This is a genomic window from Candidatus Hydrogenedens sp. (assembly GCA_035361075.1).
GTDB lineage: Bacteria > Hydrogenedentota > Hydrogenedentia > Hydrogenedentales > Hydrogenedentaceae > Hydrogenedens.
Window position 1 is genome coordinate 31,273 of the sequence record DAOSBX010000003.1, and the last position, 18,498, is coordinate 49,770.

Consider the following 18,498-nt stretch of genomic DNA (forward strand, 5'->3'; position numbering starts at 1 on the left):
TATGAAAAGGTTTGAAAATATCCAGTTTACAAGATATATATTTGCATGGACAATACATTTGTTTACTGCAATGGGTGCCGTGTTTGGTTTTCTGGCAATTATTGCAATAGGAAGGCATGAATGGCTATTGGCTTTTTATTGGATGGCTATATCTGTATTTATAGATTCAATTGATGGTTTATTTGCGAGAGCATGTAAAGTGAAAGAAGTTCTTCCACATTTTGATGGGGCATTATTAGATAATATTGTTGATTACTTTACGTATGTTATTGTGCCCGCAAGTTTTTTATATGAAACTCACAGTGTTCCGCAAAAACTTAATTTATTATCTGCTGTTTTAATAACGTTATCCTCTGCCTATCAATTTTGCCAAGCGGATGCTAAAACAGAAGACAATTGGTTTAAAGGATTCCCTTCATATTGGAATATAGTGGTATTTTATATCTTTATGTTAGATTTGCCAAAAGAAATTAATTTTTTAGTTATTTTTGTTTTAACTATCGGAGTTTTTATTCCTATACGTTATTTATACCCAAGTCGCACACGTGAGTATCGAATTTTGAATTTATTGCTCGTTTCAATATGGGCGTTATTGATACTCTTTTCTCTTTGTACGTACCCGAATCATTATAATTATATATATCTTTCGTTGATTTATGTCGCATATTATTTTGGATATAGTGTTTATTGGACATATAAATATATGAAGGTTAGAAGAAATGTACCTTGTGAATAAATTAATAGAGAAGACAGAGAAAATTCGAATAATAATAGAGGAGCAAGAATTCAAGGAATTAGTAATACTTCTATTTTTGGGTATGTCTCTTGTTTCGGTGGCAATATATAATTATTTTTTACAACCTTGGACCCTGGATGATGCCTTTATTGCATTTCGATATGCGGAAAATTTTGCAGAGGGAAAAGGAATTGTTTATAACGAAGGGGAATATGTAGAGGGATATACATGTTTTTTATGGGTTGTTTTGCTGGCAGGGCTAAAAAAACTGGGAATGGATTTACCCTTAACATCTAAAATATTGGGAACATTATTTACTTTTGCAACAATTATCTTAATGTCACAGATACATAAGATTATTGTAGGTACATCATGGTTTGTTTCACTCGTCGGTGTTATTTTGCTCGGAACTTTTGGAACTTTTACTTCCTGGGCTATGAGTGGTATGGAAACATCCATGACTGCTTTTCTGATTTTTTTAGTTTTTTTATTGTTTGGTGCGTTAGTTTCACGAAATTCTAATTCCAAAGCAGGTTATTTTATGATAGGGGTTATTACATCTCTTGTAGCGATGTCCCGTCCAGATGCAGGTATTATTTTCCCAGTAATAACATTGGCCTCAATTATAAACGCATTTAAAGACAGGAAATGGGTTTCTCCAATTCTTATCATTATCGGTTTTTCTATTGTTTTTGTTCCATATTTTATATGGCGATATTCCTATTATGGATGGTTATTGCCCAATACATTTTATGTTAAGGTTGGTTCGACATTCGAACAACTAAAAAGGGGATTTTTCTATACACGAGATTTCTTGTTTAGTTGTATGCCAATATTTGCCATTTTTATTTATGTCCAGTCTATTAAGTTCAAATCTTTACCTACAAGGGGTATTATTGTTTTTTCAATGAGCCTTGCCATGTTTCTTAACATTCTTTATGTGATTGCAGTTGGTGGTGATTGTATGCCAGCATATCGTTTTTTTACCCCATTTGCTCCATTGCTAATTATGGTTTGTGCTTATGCCTTTTCAATAAGTCAGGTGTCTGTTATAAAAGGTCTAATTATTGTTTTACTTATAGCAACATTTAATGTATGGCAATTACAAAATGACCGTAAATATTATAAAGAAATAACCTCAGATACAGTAGCAGAAAAGGGGATGGAAGTGGGCTTATGGCTCCGTGAAAATGCACCGCCAGATGCTGTTGTCGCTACAAACACTGCGGGTAGTGTCGCTTATTATTCTCGACTTAAAGTTATTGATATGTTAGGATTGAATGATGAACATATTGCCCATCGAAAGATTCCAACATTAGGAAAGGGTTCACCTGGTCATGAAAAAGGAGACGGAAAATATGTTTTATCTCGCAAACCTGATTATATAATGTTTAGCTCGCCTCCTGGGAGTAAGGAACCTCGAACCTTATTGAGTGATAGGGAAATAGCCAGTTCACCTGAATTTAGGGAAAATTATGTATTTAAACAGCACTCGTTACCCTCAGGTAAAATTTTACAAATATATGAAAGGAAAAAGTAAGTATTAAAAGTTGGATATCTGAAACATTGGATTTGAACGGCTTATATTTATTTTATACTCCCCTTGATTTATTTGCAGAACAAGAGCTCATTTTATACTATAAAAACTCTCCTTTTTTACCCCAGGACCTCTTAAGTAAGGTTATCTTTTATCGGTCCACAAAAAGGAGGAAAGAATTACTGTTGAGCAGATTCTTAATCCACCAAATTATGAATTTAATGGATATTAGTCTACATTTTTACGATTCTTTAATAAAAAAAGATACTTTGTGGTCACCAGAGTCAGGACATGAAAGTAAACATATGTTGCATATTTCTTTTAGCCATTCTCAAAATTGGATTGTTTTGGCTCTTGCTGATACACCGTTTTTAAGTATAGATATTGAATGTTCAAATAGAAAAAAGGAAAGATTACAATCCATCTTGAGAAGGTTATTTTGCAACTGTCCTATTCCTGATAAATTACACATATTATTACACTTATGGAATGTTCACGAGGCTTTATTAAAATTAGGATTTTCTATTGAAGAACAGGAATTGTATGTGAACTATTTGATCTCGAAATTGAAAAATATTGACTATGATGATTTAGATACTACGATTTACAAATTTGATTATTTAAACATATCATTTTTTCTCTGGCAACAAAGACTATTACCTGGTCCTGGAATTCTGGTAACAAATAAAGTTAACTGCAGATTTGTTAAGGCATATCGAATAACAAAAGAGAGTGACATAGAATTAAATAAGCCCTGTAAGAAGTATCTTGCAGGGCTTATAAAACTTGAACGTGTACTTGAACTACCTTTGTCCTAATGATTATACAGGTAATTCCCAACCTTTACGATATTTCTTTGTTAAATACTTGTTTGCTTTCTTAACATTCGTTATTTTCATAGAAGCCACATCAAATTCAATTTTTTCTCCTGCCCAAAGTGCGACATTGCCCATATTAGCAACTTCAGTAAGTGGTCCAGCATATTCGAAGTCAGAGCATGCTTTTTGATTTGATTTAATACTTTCTATCCAGTTTGTGAATGGATTTTCATCAGGGATGCGTGGAATAATTGGATCTGGTTTTTTGTAATCCTTCATCTTTTCAGAAGGCACTAATCTGGAATCACCTCCATAGCAACCTGTTGTTAAGTAACCCTTTGTACCGACAAATAACGAACCATTGTCACCGTCTCCTAATTTTTCATCTGCAGGAATTTCAGGTGGTCGTTTAGGTAGTAAGCCACCGTCATACCAATAAATATCAACAGGAGGCATATTGCCCCGTGCGGGGAACTGGTATTTAATTATAGATTTTCTTGGGGCTGTTTGTGTGTTCATACCCTCTTGCTGAATAACCTCTACGGTATATTTTGGAGCTTCGTATAATTTGAGAGCCCAGAATGCTGGGTCCATAATATGGCACGCCATATCGCCAATAGCACCACAACCAAAATCCCACCATCCTCTCCACTTGAATGGTGCATAACCAGGATTATACGGTCTCATAGGAGCAGGACCTATCCATAAATCCCAGTCAATAGTAGGTGGAACTTCTCTTGCAGGCAAAGGCTTTGTAATACCTTGTGGCCAGATAGGACGATTTGTCCAGATATGGGCTTCTTTAACATCGCCAATTGCACCTGTCCATATCATCTCGCACAATTCGCGAACTCCATCACCAGCATGCCCTTGATTTCCCATCTGTGTTATTACGCCTGTTTCTTTTGCCACCTTAGTAAGAAGTCGAGCTTCAGCAATCGTATGTGTTAGTGGTTTCTGAACACGGACATGTTTCCCCATCATCATAGCCATATATGCAGCGGGTGCATGCACATGGTCTGGTGTCGAAATAACAACTGCATCGATTTCTTTGTCAAGTTCTTCTAACATTTTTCTGTAATCTTTATACCTCTTTGCATTCGGTAACAGATAAAATGTTTCTTCTGCCCTTTTGTCGTCAACGTCGCAGAGTGCAATTATATTTTCACTCTTGCAATTCATAATATCTCCTTTTCCTTGTCCACCTACACCGATACCCGCAATATTTAATTTTTCATTTGGGGATACTTTTCTCGGAACAACATTTGCAGTATTCACTTTTTGTTTCTTTGCAAAAGCACTGCCTACTAATGCACATGTCGTTGTTACGGTGAGGAAGGCACGCCTTGTTAATTTACTATCATTCATAATCTTAACCTCCAGGTTATTGTTGGAAAATTTGAGTTTTTGGTAAATTTGAAATAGCCCATTAGCCACAGATGACTAATAGATACCACCATTTATGATATATTATATCATTATTAGGTTTCATTTAACATTTCATTTTTTGATTTTTTGTTTAAAAACGGTAAAATAGAAATATATAAACAAAAATGATAAGTATAAATTTATGTATGAATCGTTCTATGGTTTAAAGGAAAAGCCATTTAGTTTAACTCCTGACCCGAAGTACCTCTTTTTAAGCGATAAGCATAAAGAGGCATTTGCCCATCTACTTTTTGGGATAAAAAACAGGATGGGTTTTATTATGGTCACAGGGGAAATAGGGACAGGGAAAACCACTATTTGTAGAGCGTTATTATCTCAGTTGGATCCAGATACAGAACTCGCTTTTATTTTTAATCCTTGTCTTAATTCTGTAGAATTACTTAAAAGGATTCTTTCCGAGTTTGGGGTTCAGTCCAAGTATGAAACCCTACTTGAATTAACAGACCAGCTTAATGAATTCCTCTTATCAAAATCTCAACAGCAGAAAAATTGTGTTTTAGTTATTGATGAGGCACAAAATCTAACACCTGCAGTTTTAGAACAAATTCGCTTGTTATCCAATTTAGAAACAGAAAAGGAAAAACTTTTACAAATAGTATTGATTGGTCAACCAGAATTATTAGAGCGATTAAAACTTCATGAATTAAGGCAATTAAATCAACGAATTACGGCGAGATACCATTTAATCCCACTTGATGAACAGGAAACACGACAATATATTGCATATCGCCTTCATATCGCTGGTGGTAAAAAACGAGTTCAGTTTACACCAAAAGCATTGAAGTTGATTTACAAGCACAGCAAAGGAATTCCACGACTTATCAATTCAATATGTGACAGAGCCTTGTTAGTAGGTTATACACGAGAAAAACATACGATTGACCATGAAATTGTAAAACAGGCAATTAGAGAATTAGAAGGGCAAATTCAACAACCACAAAAAGAACAAAAGAAAATAAAAAAATGGAAAAACTTAGTACCGAGCCCTGCTTTTGTTGTGGGTATAGCACTTATCTTAATTGCTTTAAGAATTTGGTTTATTCCTTTAGATGAAATGGCTCGTGAATTGCGGAAATTTAATAATATGTTTAACCCTACTGATAACGATACGAGTAAGGTATCAACATCTCAAGCGGAAGCGGTTAGTAAAGATAAGGATATGGGTGTTAATCCCGTTTTGACTTCTCGCATAATAGAAAATTTGTGGGGTCATTTTTTAGAAAATTTTTCAACGCAAACATCAGTTTCATTGCAAAAAATAGATGAACTAACTGTTGACCCTGAAGTTTCCCGTGTTGAGAGTGCTTTATTATTATTAAGAATGTGGAATTTAGCACTTGTAAAAAGCCAACCTAACGACAATTCTTCACAGGGGTTAGTTCGGTTTTTTAATGAAAATGGTTTATCTGCGGAAATTCTACAGACAACTGTATCTCATTTATTTGCTATTGGCCTTCCTTCTATGGTGTATATAAAGAGTCAAGAAAAAGAATTATGGTGCTCTCTTATTCAGGAAAAAGATAATTCAGTTACTTTATTTTTAGGACCAAAAAATCTTGTTGAATTGCCAAAGGACCAATTTCGTGCAATGTTTCTAAATCTTGCTGTTATCCCATGGAAAGATGATGCAAGTTATAAATCTTTAGTTTTAGGCAATTCTGGTGATAATGTGAAGACACTAAAAAAATTACTTCAGAAAGGAGGATGGCTATCTACAACTAATGATACTGATAGATATGATGAGGAAACAGTGAAAGCAATAAAGAAATTACAGACCGAGATGGGATTACCTGTGGATGGGGTTGCGGGGAAACAGGTTAGGCTTGCACTAAAAAAATGGTCAACGGATATGTATGTCCCAAATTTGAAAAATCCTCCAATGTTTCTTCTTCATTTTTATTCAGGAAATAGTCAAAACACAAGTATGTAATAACTGTGTAAAAAATTTAATAGATAAATATGCCAATGGGTATACGTTTTGCAATTTAAAAGGATGTTAGGATGGATGGATAAATAACAATCTTTTTAGGAGAATGGATGATGATTGATAATTCAAATGTCCTTTTGCAGAGAAGAGCAGACTTATTAATTGATTGTTATGATAAACCTGTTGTTGTGATAGATAGTGAAGGCTATATAATTAATGTTAATACATCATTTGTAAAAATAATTCAAGGGTATGATGAGGATTTCAAAAAGAAGTCTATTTTCCTTTATTGTGATGAAAAAGCAAGTAAAGAAATTAAAAGAATTATAAGACATAGAAGTCTTGTTGGACCTTTTGTATTTAAAGGAGCACTAAAAATCAATTCTGAAGTGGATATCCAAGTTTCTTTTACTGCAAGATTTGTTTTTGATGAAGAACAGCAAACCCGCGAAATATTATTGTTTATAGAACCTGAAATTCCGATTCGTTTTTCATTTTCTGAAATCATAAAATATTTTGGTGAAATATTCTTACCTAAAGTTCCTACTGCATCCCAGATTATTGATACCCAGAAAAAAGTTCTTTATTCAGTAAATTGGGATGAATTACCAGAGAAATTAAGAGAAATAAATAAAAATGAGCGAATTTGCTGTTATTTGCTAAAAAAAAGTGGAACTATTAGGGAGTGTGTTTGTGAAAAAGCATTAAGAACGGGTGACACTCTTGTTGAAGAGGTTTGTATAGAAACAGATGAAGGTCCTTACTGGTTAGCTATTGTTGTTCTTCCGTTAGTAGATGAGAATAATAGCGTTAAGTCTGTAATAGTAATGTTGGATAACATCACAGAAGAACGACGGATGGCAAAAAATATGGAAAAATATTTAATTATGTCTCAACAGAATTTAGTAGGTCCTCAATTTTCAATAGCATTAGCACGACATTTGAGGAATCCTCTGACTGTAATGGTAGGTGCTATTGAAATACTTGAAGGGGATGTTAAAGACACATTCTTAAAAGGTGTCATTGAAAAATTAAAGAAAAATTGCGAAATATGTAAATCAATTGTCAATCAGATTTTTAACTTTAATAATGTTTCATACGATGGAATAGTAAAAACAGAAATAAATGCGTTAGTCCGTTCTATGGTTTTGCCTATCTATGCAACAAACTCTTCAAAGAATGTGGTGTTCCGTTTTTCAAGGTCTTCTCTTTATGTAAACTGTATTCCTCAGCAAATTGCCCAAGCATTTATATCCATTATTAATAATGCGATTAAGTATGCAGAGAATGAAGTAATGGTTGAAGTAAATCCGAATGACTTAGAGGTTACCATCTCGATAATGGATGATGGACCTGGAATTCCAGAAAATATAAAAAATAAAATTTTTGAACCTTTTTTTACTACAGATGATAATTCAAAAACATTAGGATTGGGTCTAACCCTTGCACGAACTGCTATTGAATTTATTGGTGGGAGGATTGAAATAAAAGACAGCCATTTAGGAGGAGCCAATTTTGTTATTCATTTACCTCTTGTAGATGAAGATGTCGTAGACGAAGTAAAAATGCCCCCTACCGAGGAGAAAAAAACACGAAAATTGTTATTAATTGAAGATGAGAAAGATTTACAGCACCTTGTCTCTTTGTGTTTACAAAAAGAAGATATTAAAATCACGAACGCTTATACATCTGATGAAGCAATAGAATACATGGATAATGAAAGGTATGATGTAATAATTATCGATGTCCAATTGCCAGGGTCTTTGAATGGATACCAATTATATGAACAAGTATGTGGAATTGGCAAATATAATGAAGAGCAGATAATAGTCATTACTGCCGATATCTTAAATTTAGGTACACAAGAATTCCTGAAAAAGATAAAAAGTCCCTATCTGGAGAAGCCCTTCCAGTTTGAAGATTTAAAGAATTTGGTCCATCAAATTCTTAATCGTTAATTCGCAAAACAACTACTAATTGTATTATTATTTTTTTATCTTCTATTAGTTGTATGAAATATTTAATTTTAACATTAGAGAATGGATGAGGATGAATAAAGTTAAGATTAGTAATTTGTTAGATTTATTGTGTAGATTGATAATAGTTATAGTATTTTCCATTTCTATTATTATAGGTTGTGCCAAGGAACACCGATTAAGACCAATTCAATTTAAACCTCACCCACCTTCTGAAATTCCAGAGAAAGAGTTACCCCCCATACCTACCGCTTCACCTGTACAGTCATTGAGGGTAGCGGGAGCATATTTCAATGAGGCAAAAGAAGCCTTAAAAAAGGGGGATAAGAAAACGGCACAGGAGAAATATGTAACTGTTCGTAGAACTCTTATTAATGCTGGTATTGTCCCTGGAATCTTTCAAGAATTAAATAACTTTTGGGAAGTAGAAATGCTACCTGCCACAGAGCGTAGCATAAGCTTTGAATCTATGAACACTTATAAGATTATAGATGGACTTAAGGCAACACCTCCTTATAAATCTATAGAGATTCCATTTCCAGTGCCTGAACGTGTCTTATATGAGATAGAAGACGCTCAAACTCGATATCCCGACCGCTTCCAGGAGGGGTTGGATAGGAGTGGTTATTACGTGCCACATTTGAAGAATGCCCTTAAACAAGCAGGATTGCCACAAGAATTATGTTGGGTTGCTATGGTTGAGAGTATGTATAAATTAAAAGCATATTCCTCTGCAGGTGCTGCTGGGATGTGGCAATTTATTCGTTCTACGGGTAGCCATTATAATTTGAGAATAGATTCTTATGTGGATGAGAGATATAATTGGCGAATTGCTACTTCTGCTGCTATAAATTATATGAAAAACCTTCACGACTTTTTTAATGGCAGTTGGGAACTTGCAATTAGTGCTTATAATATGGGTGAAGGAGGGTTACTACGTGCTATAGAAGCTAATGGTGGAGATAGAAATTTCTGGACATTAACAGAAACCCCTCCAGCTTGTTATCGGATAAAGGAAGAAACAAAAAAATACTATCCAAGATTTCTTGCTTATATTCTTATTTGTAATGATCCGACACCGTATGGCTTTACACCGTCTTCATATTCACCAATACAATGGGATGAAATAGAAATTAAAGGAATGTATGCATTAGACACATTAGATAGTGTTATGAATTATAAACCAGGGACCCTTTCAACATGGAATCCACATTTAATTCGGGGAGTTACACCGCCTCAAGGGTGTAAACTTATGTTGCCTGCAGGGGATGGGGTCAAATTAGCAAAGGTTTTGGATGACCCATCATTAAAACGGACAGAATTTATAGCGTATACAGTAAAGAAAGGAGAAAGTGCTTATCAGATTGCACGTAAACATGGGATTAGTGTTGATGAGCTTTTAAAGGTAAATGGCTTCTCCTCTGTAAAATCAATAAAAACTGGGGTAACATTACAGGTTCCAATGTCTAATTATAAAGTGGTTAATTTTGCGAAACATCATGAGGAAAGTGAAAATATAAAAAAGAAAGACTTAGATTATCATACCGTTAAACAAGGTGAAACTTTGTATCACATAGCCAAAAAATATGACATTCCGCTTAATGATTTGGCTGTTTGGAATAACATTACTGGAGATAGACGGCTTAAAGTAGACGAAAAAATTAGATTAAAACCACAGACCGAACAGGGTGTTTCTTTTGCGTCAAATTCTACTACAAACAATACGAGTAAAGATAAAGAATCATCCACTCAGCAAATGATTAAGAAAAATGTTTACTATACAGTAAAAAATGGGGATACAATTAGCTCTATTGCAAAGCAATATTCGGTTAAACCTGAAAAGATAATGGAATTAAATAACTTAAGCAACAGGTCAATTCTAAAAATAGGACAAAAGTTAATCGTTAAGCAAGAAACAGCCCAAATGGAAACTAAGAAACCACAATCTGAATATGCAAAAGTGCAAGAATCCAATATGGAGGTAAAAACAACAAAATTGGAAAATAAAGTGTATACAGTTAAACAAGGTGATACTTTGTCGAAAATTGCGAAAGAAAATAATGTTTCACTGCAATCTCTTTTAGAATGGAATAACTTGGATACTAAATCTCAGTTAAAAATTGGTCAGAAAATATTATTATCAAAAAACACAGAAATGAATAATAAGACCGACACAGTGAAAGTTGTTAATGAGGATAAAGTTGATGGAACGTCTAAGGGAAAATTGGACGAGAATAAAACAAATAAAAGTGTTATGGGAACGATAGAACATACCATTCAATCTGGTGAGTCCTTATGGTCAATCGCTAAAAAGTATAATATACCCTCAGAAAAAATATTAGAATGCAATCCGCAAGTAAATCCGAAATCCCTCAAAATAGGAATGAAATTATCTATTCCTGCTTCATCGTTATCCACTCCGTATGAACCAAATGTTTCTAATTCGAGTAAGGTGGAAAAAAAAGAAAAAGAACCTAATACAAGTCATAATGAAGTTGAGCAAATGCAGGTAGCCAAATCTGAAATTTATAAAGTACAACCTGGCGATAGTCTGTGGAGTATCGCACAAAAAAATAATGTTTCTGTTTCTGACATAATGACATGGAATAATTTAGAGCCAACATCAAAATTAAAAATAGGCCAGGAATTAAAAATAAAATCAACCAAATCTTCACAGAATATCTTGAATACTGCTTCTGTGAAGCCAAAAAGACAAAGAGTAGAAAGTGAGAGGACAGAAACAGCTAACGAACCAAAATCAAATATATATATTGTGGGAAAAGGTGATTCTCTATATACAATATCGAAAAAAACAGGTGTCCCTGTAAAAAAGTTAATGGAAATTAACAAAATCGATGAAAAAAAGGTTTTACAGATTGGAGAAAAAATTCTTATAAGTAATTGACATCATACCTTAATTTTTATAATAGTGTTTTATTAAAAGTTATTTTCTTTAATTCCTTGAATAGTTTATAATTATATTGTGGTAAATAAGGAGTGAAATCATGAAAAGAATTTTAATTCTGCTTCATATAGTTATAATAGTTTTATTCCCTTTGTTTACATATACTGATGAACCAAAACCTATCGGAGATGTAGATATGTCAAATGCAAAATTAACAATAACAAGTTCTGCATTTAAGATGGGCTCTCCTATCCCTAAAAAGTATACAGGAGATGGTCCTGATTTGTCCCCCCCATTAAATTGGGAAGGAGTTCCAGAAGGAACTAAATCGCTTGCTTTAATTTCTGATGACCCTGACGCACCAGTAGGAACGTGGGTACATTGGGTTATCTTCAATATTCCACCAACGGAAAAAGGATTACCCGAAGGTGTCCCGAAACAAAATACACTTTCTAATGGAGCAAAACAGGGAACCAACGACTTCCGTAAAATAGGATACAATGGACCTGCACCTCCGCCAGGAAAACCACACCGATATTATTTTAAGTTATATGCATTAAATGTAGTTTTAGACTTACCTGCTGGTTCCAAAAAGGCAGACCTGTTAAAGGCGATGGAAGGGCATATACTTGCCAGTTCAGAATATATGGGTACTTACCAGCGATAATTTTTAGTTGTATAATACCTATTTTAAAAATTTATCAAAAGATAATAGGTGGTATTTTTATACTTCATAGACATAGAAAGGATAAATAATGTTACCATTGGAAGTAGAACATAAGTTGGAGCATAGGTTAGAGGCTATAAGTAAATGGCGTTTTGGTAAGATATGTGACGTGCCTTTAGAGATGTCTCCAACAATGGAGCATTTTAGACAGCCTCCAGACCATCTTAAATATGAATCAGCCCCGATTGGTTCAAAATGGGGGAAACACTGGGAAACGGTTTGGTTCCGCGGAAAAATAGAAATACCAAAACAATTCAAAGGGTATCGAATCTTTTACCGTCATGATAGTGTAGCCGAAAAATTACTATTTGTAAATGGTAAGCCGTATGCTGGTATGGATATAAAGCACAGAGAGGTGTTATTAAATAATTATGCTTATGGTGGCGAAGAGTATAGTATATATATTGAAGCATATTGTGGGCATCCTTTTCCTGGGGTTGAAGGATACGACCTAAGAGTGAGAACATTACATTCTGTAGGCGAGGCTCCAGAAGAGGAGCCACCTTTGACATTAGAATCCAGTGAATTACTTTTTGAAAGACCGTTTATCACCCAGCTTTATTTTGACTGCTTAGTCCTGTTTCATATAGCAAAAATACTTGATAATAATTCATTACGACGTGCCAGAATCTTAAAAGAACTAAACAAAGCACTTGACCTTATTCCAATGCATTGGGATTCAGAAGAAGAATTAGAACATTCTGCAAAATCAGCTCAAAAAATAGTTGCATCATTAATGAAGTGCCAAAATGGTTCTACAACGCCTTTTGTCGGGGTTGTTGGGCATGCTCATATCGATATTGGTTGGCTTTGGCCTGTTCGCGAGACCATACGAAAATCAGCCAGAACTTTTTCAAGTATGCTGTTGTTATTAGATACATACCCCGAATTCCGATTTATTCAATCTCAGCCTGTATTGTATAAAATGATAGAAGAGCATTATCCAGAGTTGCTTACAAAGATAAGTAAAAAAGTCAAAGAAGGTCGTTGGGAACCTAATGGGGGTATGTGGGTCGAGGCAGATTGTAATATCTCTGGAGGTGAATCTCTTGTTCGCCAGTTTATTGAAGGGATTAAGGCAGTAAAAAAATATTTTGGTTATACCCCTGATACGCTCTGGTTGCCTGATGTGTTTGGTTATTCTGCTGCATTACCACAAATTTTAGAAAAATGTAATATCAAGCACTTTGTTACCAGTAAGATTAATTGGAATGACACAAATCGTTTCCCATACGATACATTCTGGTGGCAAGGAATTGACGGGACACGAATCTTTACTCATTTTCTAACAACTCGCACCAATGGGTATAACGCTTTTCCTACGCCGACTGTTATAAAAGAAACATGGGATTATGTCCAGCAGAAAGACATACAAGATTCTGTTTTATGTTCTATAGGTTATGGAGATGGCGGTGGTGGTACAACCCCTGAAATGATTGAAATTGCTATGCGACTTAAAGATGTCGAAGGCTGTCCAAAAGTTAGTTTTGTGAATGTGTCAGAGTTTTTATCAAATCTTAAAGAAAAGATAAAAGATGAACTTCCCTGTTGGGTAGGTGAATTATATCTTGAATTACATCGAGGAACCTATACAACTCAGGCAAAAACAAAAAAATTTATGAGGAAGCTGGAACTTCTTCTTCGTGAGGTAGAGATTTGGAGTTCACTTGCATTTATATATGGAAGTAAATATCCGTCTCAAATATTAGAACAATTATGGCGAAAACTCTTGACAAATCAGTTTCACGACATTCTACCAGGAAGTTCTATTCATGAAGTATATGAGACTGCTGAAAAGGAATTTGCCGAAATTGAAAAAGAGCTGAATACAATTAAAGATGAGACGTTTCGATTTTTAGGGAAGAATGTATATTCGGATCCTGAAAAACAAGGATATATTGTTGCAAACTCATTAGCATGGACAAGAAATGATTTGATATTTATTCCAGAACATGAATTTAACGAGGCTGTAGATGTTAAAGGAAATCATTTAGAAACTCAACAGGTAAAAGATGGTTTGTATGTCTCTATGCTTTTACCTCCGATGAGTATTGTGCCAATTGCTTTAAGAAAAACAGAGCGTATAAAGCCAAGTCCCTTTGTAAACTTAAATAGCACATTGGAAACGCCATTTTATCGAGTTAAATTTGATAAGGCAGGAAGAATCATAAGTTTATGGGATAAAGAATGTCAACGTGAGGTTGTAAAACCAGGATTTTGTTTGAATTATTTATTTACTGCTGAGGATATTCCCGTATGCTGGGATGCATGGGATATTAATGCAGATTATCGAGACAAAATTTTTAGTGAGGAGCGATTAATATCATCTGAAATTATTGAAGATGGCTCTCTTGTTCATTCTATTCGCCGACAATATAAAATTGGGCGAAACTCAAAACTAATTCAGAACGTTATTTTTTATGCTAAGAGCCGAAGAATTGACTTTAAAACTGAGGTAGATTGGCACGAACGGCATACCATATTAAAGGCAGGTTTTTATTTCAATATATTAGCAGAGGAATTTAAGAATGAAATCCAGTTTGGATATGTTCAACGTCCATTGCACCAGAATACATCATGGGACAGAGCAAAACTGGAAGTATGTGCACATAAATGGGTTGATATTTCTGAAACAAATTATGGTGTAGCCCTATTAAATGATTGTAAATATGGACATGATGCCTACGAAGGTCGCATCTCAATAACCTTATTACGTTCCCCTATGGCTCCAGATATGGAAGCAGACCAAGGGTTACATACCTTCACATATTCAATTTTGCCTCATATGGGAGCATTTAACGTGAAAACAGTTGTAAATTCAGCTTACGAACTAAACATTCCACCTATGATTTATAAACATTCGTATCAGGAAACAGAGGCAAATGAGTCTCTTAATTTGTGTCTAATTGATAATCCAAATATTATCTTAGAAACTGTAAAAAAGGCAGAACAAGATGATGCCCTAATACTAAGATTATACGAAGCAGGCAAGTCTCGGGGGGCTACAAGTATTGTATTTCCGTTCCGAATTCGAAAAGCATATATATGTAATTTATTGGAAGAAAATACAAGTTCATTGGAGATAAGTAATGGAAATACTGTTTTGTTAGACTTCTTGCCATTTGAAATTAAAACAATAAAAGTATATTATCGTAGTTAAAGATAGAGAATGTTTTATGGAAAACAAAACAAGTAATTTTGACAAAAAAGTAATTAATTTTTCTCAAGAATGTTTGCGTTGGGTTATTCGATTTTTAACACTGATTATGGTTTTTGTCATTGCTTATTCAGCAATTGATATCGTCAGTGTGGTTATGTCAAAAATATGGAATGTCCCAAAATTTTTGCTAACGGTCGATGATTTAGTAGATATTTTCGGTGCATTTTTAGGTGTTTTAATTGCCATTGAGATATATGAAAATATAGTTCTTTATCTTCGAGAAGACGCAATACATGTCAAAACAGTTGTCGCAACAGCACTTATTGCAGTAAGCAGAAAAGTTATTATTATGGATTTTAATAAGGTTGAACCTTTTAATGTATTAGCACTGGGTGTATTGGTTATTGCAGTTGCGGTTGCATATTGGTTTGTGAAAATAGACCAAGTAGTATTCAAAAAAGAGAAATAGATGTTACCTGTATGGAAACAACGGTAATATTAAAAACGGTCAACTTAACTAAAAAATATTCGGGGCTAACCCCCGATAGAATACATGCGGTGAAAGACCTCACATTAGAAATAAAAAAGGGAGAAGTCTTTGGGTTTTTAGGTCGTAATGGAGCAGGGAAAACCACAACAATAAAAATGATATGTGGCTTGTTATTACCTACTTCTGGAGAGGTTTATATAAATAATGTTGAGGCAACAAACCCAGAGGCAAGACGCACCTTAGGTTATTTGCCTGAACAACCTTATTTTTATGAGTATTTGACACCACGGGAAACAATCGATTTTTATGGCAGATTAAAAGGGATGACATCTAAAGAAAGACATGAGGAATGGTTACGACTTGAAGAACTTCTGCAGTTAAAAACAATTTCTGATATACGATTAAAGAATTTTTCAAAAGGAATGAGACAAAAGATTGGATTTGCTATTGCTTTAGTTGGAAACCCTGATTTGTTAATATTAGATGAACCTATGAGCGGACTGGACCCTGTTGGTAGAAAGCATATCCGTGAACTTATACAACAACAAAGGGAGTTTGGTAAAACTATCTTTTTTAGCTCTCATGTATTGAGTGATGTAGAACAATTATGTGATAGGGTAGGTGTTTTATCCCGAGGAAAACTTGTTGCATCAGGTAATATTAGAGATGTATTACAACAAGAAATTAGGAAGGTCGAAGTTGTCTTTAAAAGTGCACCTACACACGTGATAAGTGAATTAGAATATCAAGGGATACTTCTTAGAAAGTGGGAAGATTATACACATTTTCAATTTGAGAATTTACAAATAGCAAATGACGCTGTTTTTAAGTGTATATCTGCTGGAGGACATTTAGTAGAGTTATCGCCACAGAAGGAAACACTGGAAGATTTCTTTATTCGTATGCAAATAAAAGAAGAACAACAAGAGAAGAGAAAAGAAATATATTATTCACGGGTCGAGGAATAAACGGTGAGAAGGATATTAGCGGTTGCATTAAATACGTTCAGAGAGTCCGTTCGTGACAAAGTATTATATGTTTTACTATTCTTCGCTCTGGTAATTATTGTTGGCTCAAAGGCAATAGGCTGGATTAGTATTGGACAAGATATTAAAATCATTAAAGACCTTTCACTTGCAGGTATATCTGTATTTGGTGCATTAATTGCTATTTTTGTTGGAACCAGTCTCGTTTATAAGGAGATTGACAAAAGGACAATTTATACCATCATTGCTCAACCCATTCACCGTTATGAGTTTGTCATTGGTAAATATATGGGATTATCAATTTTAATTGCGAATGTAGTGATTATTATGAGTTTAATATCTGCTGGTTATGTCTGGATTTTGGGAGGGGATATAAATTATTGGTATTTTATAGCCTCATTTTTAGTTCTTATGAAGTTACTATTAGTCACATCACTTGCTGTTCTCTTTTCGACATTAAGTTCACCTATTTTAGGGGCTATTATGGTTTTTTGTTTCTATGTTTTTGGACATGCCACTGGTGTCCTTATTGATTTACCAAAAATGTTTGAAGGGAGCTGGACAAAACCACTATTAGAAGGGTTGTACTATATCCTTCCAAACTTTGCTAACTTTGATATTCGGTCTGAAGTTGTCAATGGTGTGCCAATTTCATTTGCTTATGTTTTATATGTGGTTGTTTATGGAATACTCTATACTTTATTTTTCATATATCTTGCAATTTTAATGTTCCAGAAAAAAGATGTTTAATTTTTCGCAAAAAAAAAGAAAAGGACTTCATTTCTTCTTTCTTATTGTAGTACTTATTTTTGTTGTGTTATTACAGTATAAAATAAGTACTATTCAACGCACTTCATCTAAAGAGTTACTCTACCTCCCCAATGAAAAATTATTACGGTATTTTACGGCGGGATTAGACACGATTGTAGCCGATTTGTTATGGATACATTGCCTACTTTATGTAGGTTCTGAAATCCACGGTGATTATAAATTTGAGTGGTTGGAAAAAATGTTAAATGCAGTTGTTCAGTTAGATCCATATTTTAGGGAGGTGTATCGTTTCGGCAGTATATTTTTATCGTCATTACGGGCGGACTCTGATGCTGCACTTAATTTACTACATCGTGGAATATATTACAGACCAGAAACATGGGATTTACCGTACGAAGCAGGTATGATTTATCTGTTAAATAGGGCAAATCAACCAAACTCGAAGAAACTCGCAGGTTATTATTTTGCAATGAGTGCCGCTACAGGTAAAGCTCCCCAATTTATCGTTGATTTAGCAGAAAAATTAAATTATGAGCATGATTTGATAGAAATAGAAAGAGATATGTGGTCTAAACTATTAAATAGTGAGGATAAATTGCTACGAGATTTAGCAGAACGAAAAATGATACAAGTGGAGATAAAACAAATATGTAGAGAACTAACAAAACGGTTGAAACAGTATGTCTCTCAGTATAATAAATTCCCTGAAGGGTTAGAGGAACTTGGTCTCGCAAAAGAGTCGATTATAGACCCATTAGGTGGAAAGTTTTTTATAACGAAATCAGGAAAGGTTGAAAATACAACTATTTTGGATGAACAATTAGAAAGGAACAGGCATCTAATTGAAAATGGGATAAAAACTTTTTATGAGCGTTTTGGAAGGTATCCATTTACATTGCAGGAATTAATTGAAAAACATGTTATGACCTTTATCCCTGAACAACCGTATGAAAACCGAGAATGGGATTACAATCCTAATATAGGTACCCTTAGTTGGCGACAAGTGAATAACTGAA

At 34.3% G+C, this 18,498-nt stretch carries 13 protein-coding genes; 12 read left to right on the forward strand and 1 reads right to left on the reverse strand.

Annotation, left to right across the window (positions count from 1 at the left end):
* Nucleotide 1: 1 nt before the first annotated feature.
* From PLJ10_01480 to PLJ10_01490, 3 genes are all read left to right on the forward strand, one after another.
* Nucleotides 2-736, forward strand: coding sequence for a CDP-alcohol phosphatidyltransferase family protein (locus PLJ10_01480; protein HOK08314.1), 735 nt, complete (start codon nt 2-4; stop codon nt 734-736).
* A complete protein-coding gene (locus tag PLJ10_01485) occupies nt 729-2,276 on the forward strand; it encodes a hypothetical protein (GenBank protein ID HOK08315.1) in 1,548 nt (515 codons plus the stop codon). The genes PLJ10_01480 and PLJ10_01485 overlap by 8 nt, the downstream gene beginning before the upstream one ends.
* Nucleotides 2,277-2,458: 182 nt before the next feature.
* A complete protein-coding gene (locus PLJ10_01490) occupies nt 2,459-3,091 on the forward strand; it encodes a hypothetical protein (protein ID HOK08316.1) in 633 nt (210 codons plus the stop codon).
* Nucleotides 3,092-3,094: 3 nt separating this feature from the next.
* Here the strand turns inward: PLJ10_01490 and PLJ10_01495 are convergent, their stop codons facing one another.
* Entirely contained in the window at nt 3,095-4,459 is a 1,365-nt protein-coding gene (locus PLJ10_01495; GenBank protein ID HOK08317.1) for a Gfo/Idh/MocA family oxidoreductase, read from the reverse strand.
* 202 nt (nt 4,460-4,661) lie between these two features.
* Here PLJ10_01495 and PLJ10_01500 point away from each other — a divergent pair, with 202 nt between their 5' ends.
* The 9 genes from PLJ10_01500 to PLJ10_01540 all read left to right on the forward strand — a co-directional run bounded on the left by PLJ10_01500 (nt 4,662) and on the right by PLJ10_01540 (nt 18,497).
* Nucleotides 4,662-6,470 carry an AAA family ATPase gene (locus tag PLJ10_01500; protein HOK08318.1) on the forward strand — a complete coding sequence of 603 codons (1,809 nt, stop codon included), beginning with the start codon at nt 4,662-4,664 and terminating at the stop codon, nt 6,468-6,470.
* Nucleotides 6,471-6,580: 110 nt separating this feature from the next.
* On the forward strand, nt 6,581-8,425 hold the full coding sequence (locus tag PLJ10_01505; GenBank protein HOK08319.1) for an ATP-binding protein: 1,845 nt from the start codon (nt 6,581-6,583) through the stop codon (nt 8,423-8,425).
* A gap of 91 nt (nt 8,426-8,516) precedes the next feature.
* Nucleotides 8,517-11,348, forward strand: a complete 2,832-nt coding sequence (locus PLJ10_01510; GenBank protein HOK08320.1) for a LysM peptidoglycan-binding domain-containing protein — start codon at nt 8,517-8,519, stop codon at nt 11,346-11,348.
* A gap of 100 nt (nt 11,349-11,448) precedes the next feature.
* Complete coding sequence (locus PLJ10_01515; protein ID HOK08321.1) at nt 11,449-12,015, forward strand: YbhB/YbcL family Raf kinase inhibitor-like protein; 567 nt, start codon at nt 11,449-11,451, stop codon at nt 12,013-12,015.
* Between the two features lie 88 nt (nt 12,016-12,103).
* Nucleotides 12,104-15,235 carry a glycoside hydrolase family 38 C-terminal domain-containing protein gene (locus PLJ10_01520; protein HOK08322.1) on the forward strand — a complete coding sequence of 1,044 codons (3,132 nt, stop codon included), beginning with the start codon at nt 12,104-12,106 and terminating at the stop codon, nt 15,233-15,235.
* 16 nt (nt 15,236-15,251) lie between these two features.
* Nucleotides 15,252-15,704 carry a phosphate-starvation-inducible PsiE family protein gene (locus PLJ10_01525; GenBank protein HOK08323.1) on the forward strand — a complete coding sequence of 151 codons (453 nt, stop codon included), beginning with the start codon at nt 15,252-15,254 and terminating at the stop codon, nt 15,702-15,704.
* An 11-nt stretch (nt 15,705-15,715) separates the two neighbouring features.
* Nucleotides 15,716-16,693 (forward strand): ABC transporter ATP-binding protein, encoded by a 978-nt coding sequence (locus PLJ10_01530; protein ID HOK08324.1) that lies wholly within the window; start codon nt 15,716-15,718, stop codon nt 16,691-16,693.
* 3 nt (nt 16,694-16,696) lie between these two features.
* Nucleotides 16,697-17,461 carry an ABC transporter permease subunit gene (locus tag PLJ10_01535; protein HOK08325.1) on the forward strand — a complete coding sequence of 255 codons (765 nt, stop codon included), beginning with the start codon at nt 16,697-16,699 and terminating at the stop codon, nt 17,459-17,461.
* Entirely contained in the window at nt 17,454-18,497 is a 1,044-nt protein-coding gene (locus PLJ10_01540) for a hypothetical protein (GenBank protein HOK08326.1), read from the forward strand. Before PLJ10_01535 ends, PLJ10_01540 begins: the two co-directional genes overlap by 8 nt.
* Nucleotide 18,498 lies beyond the last annotated feature (1 nt).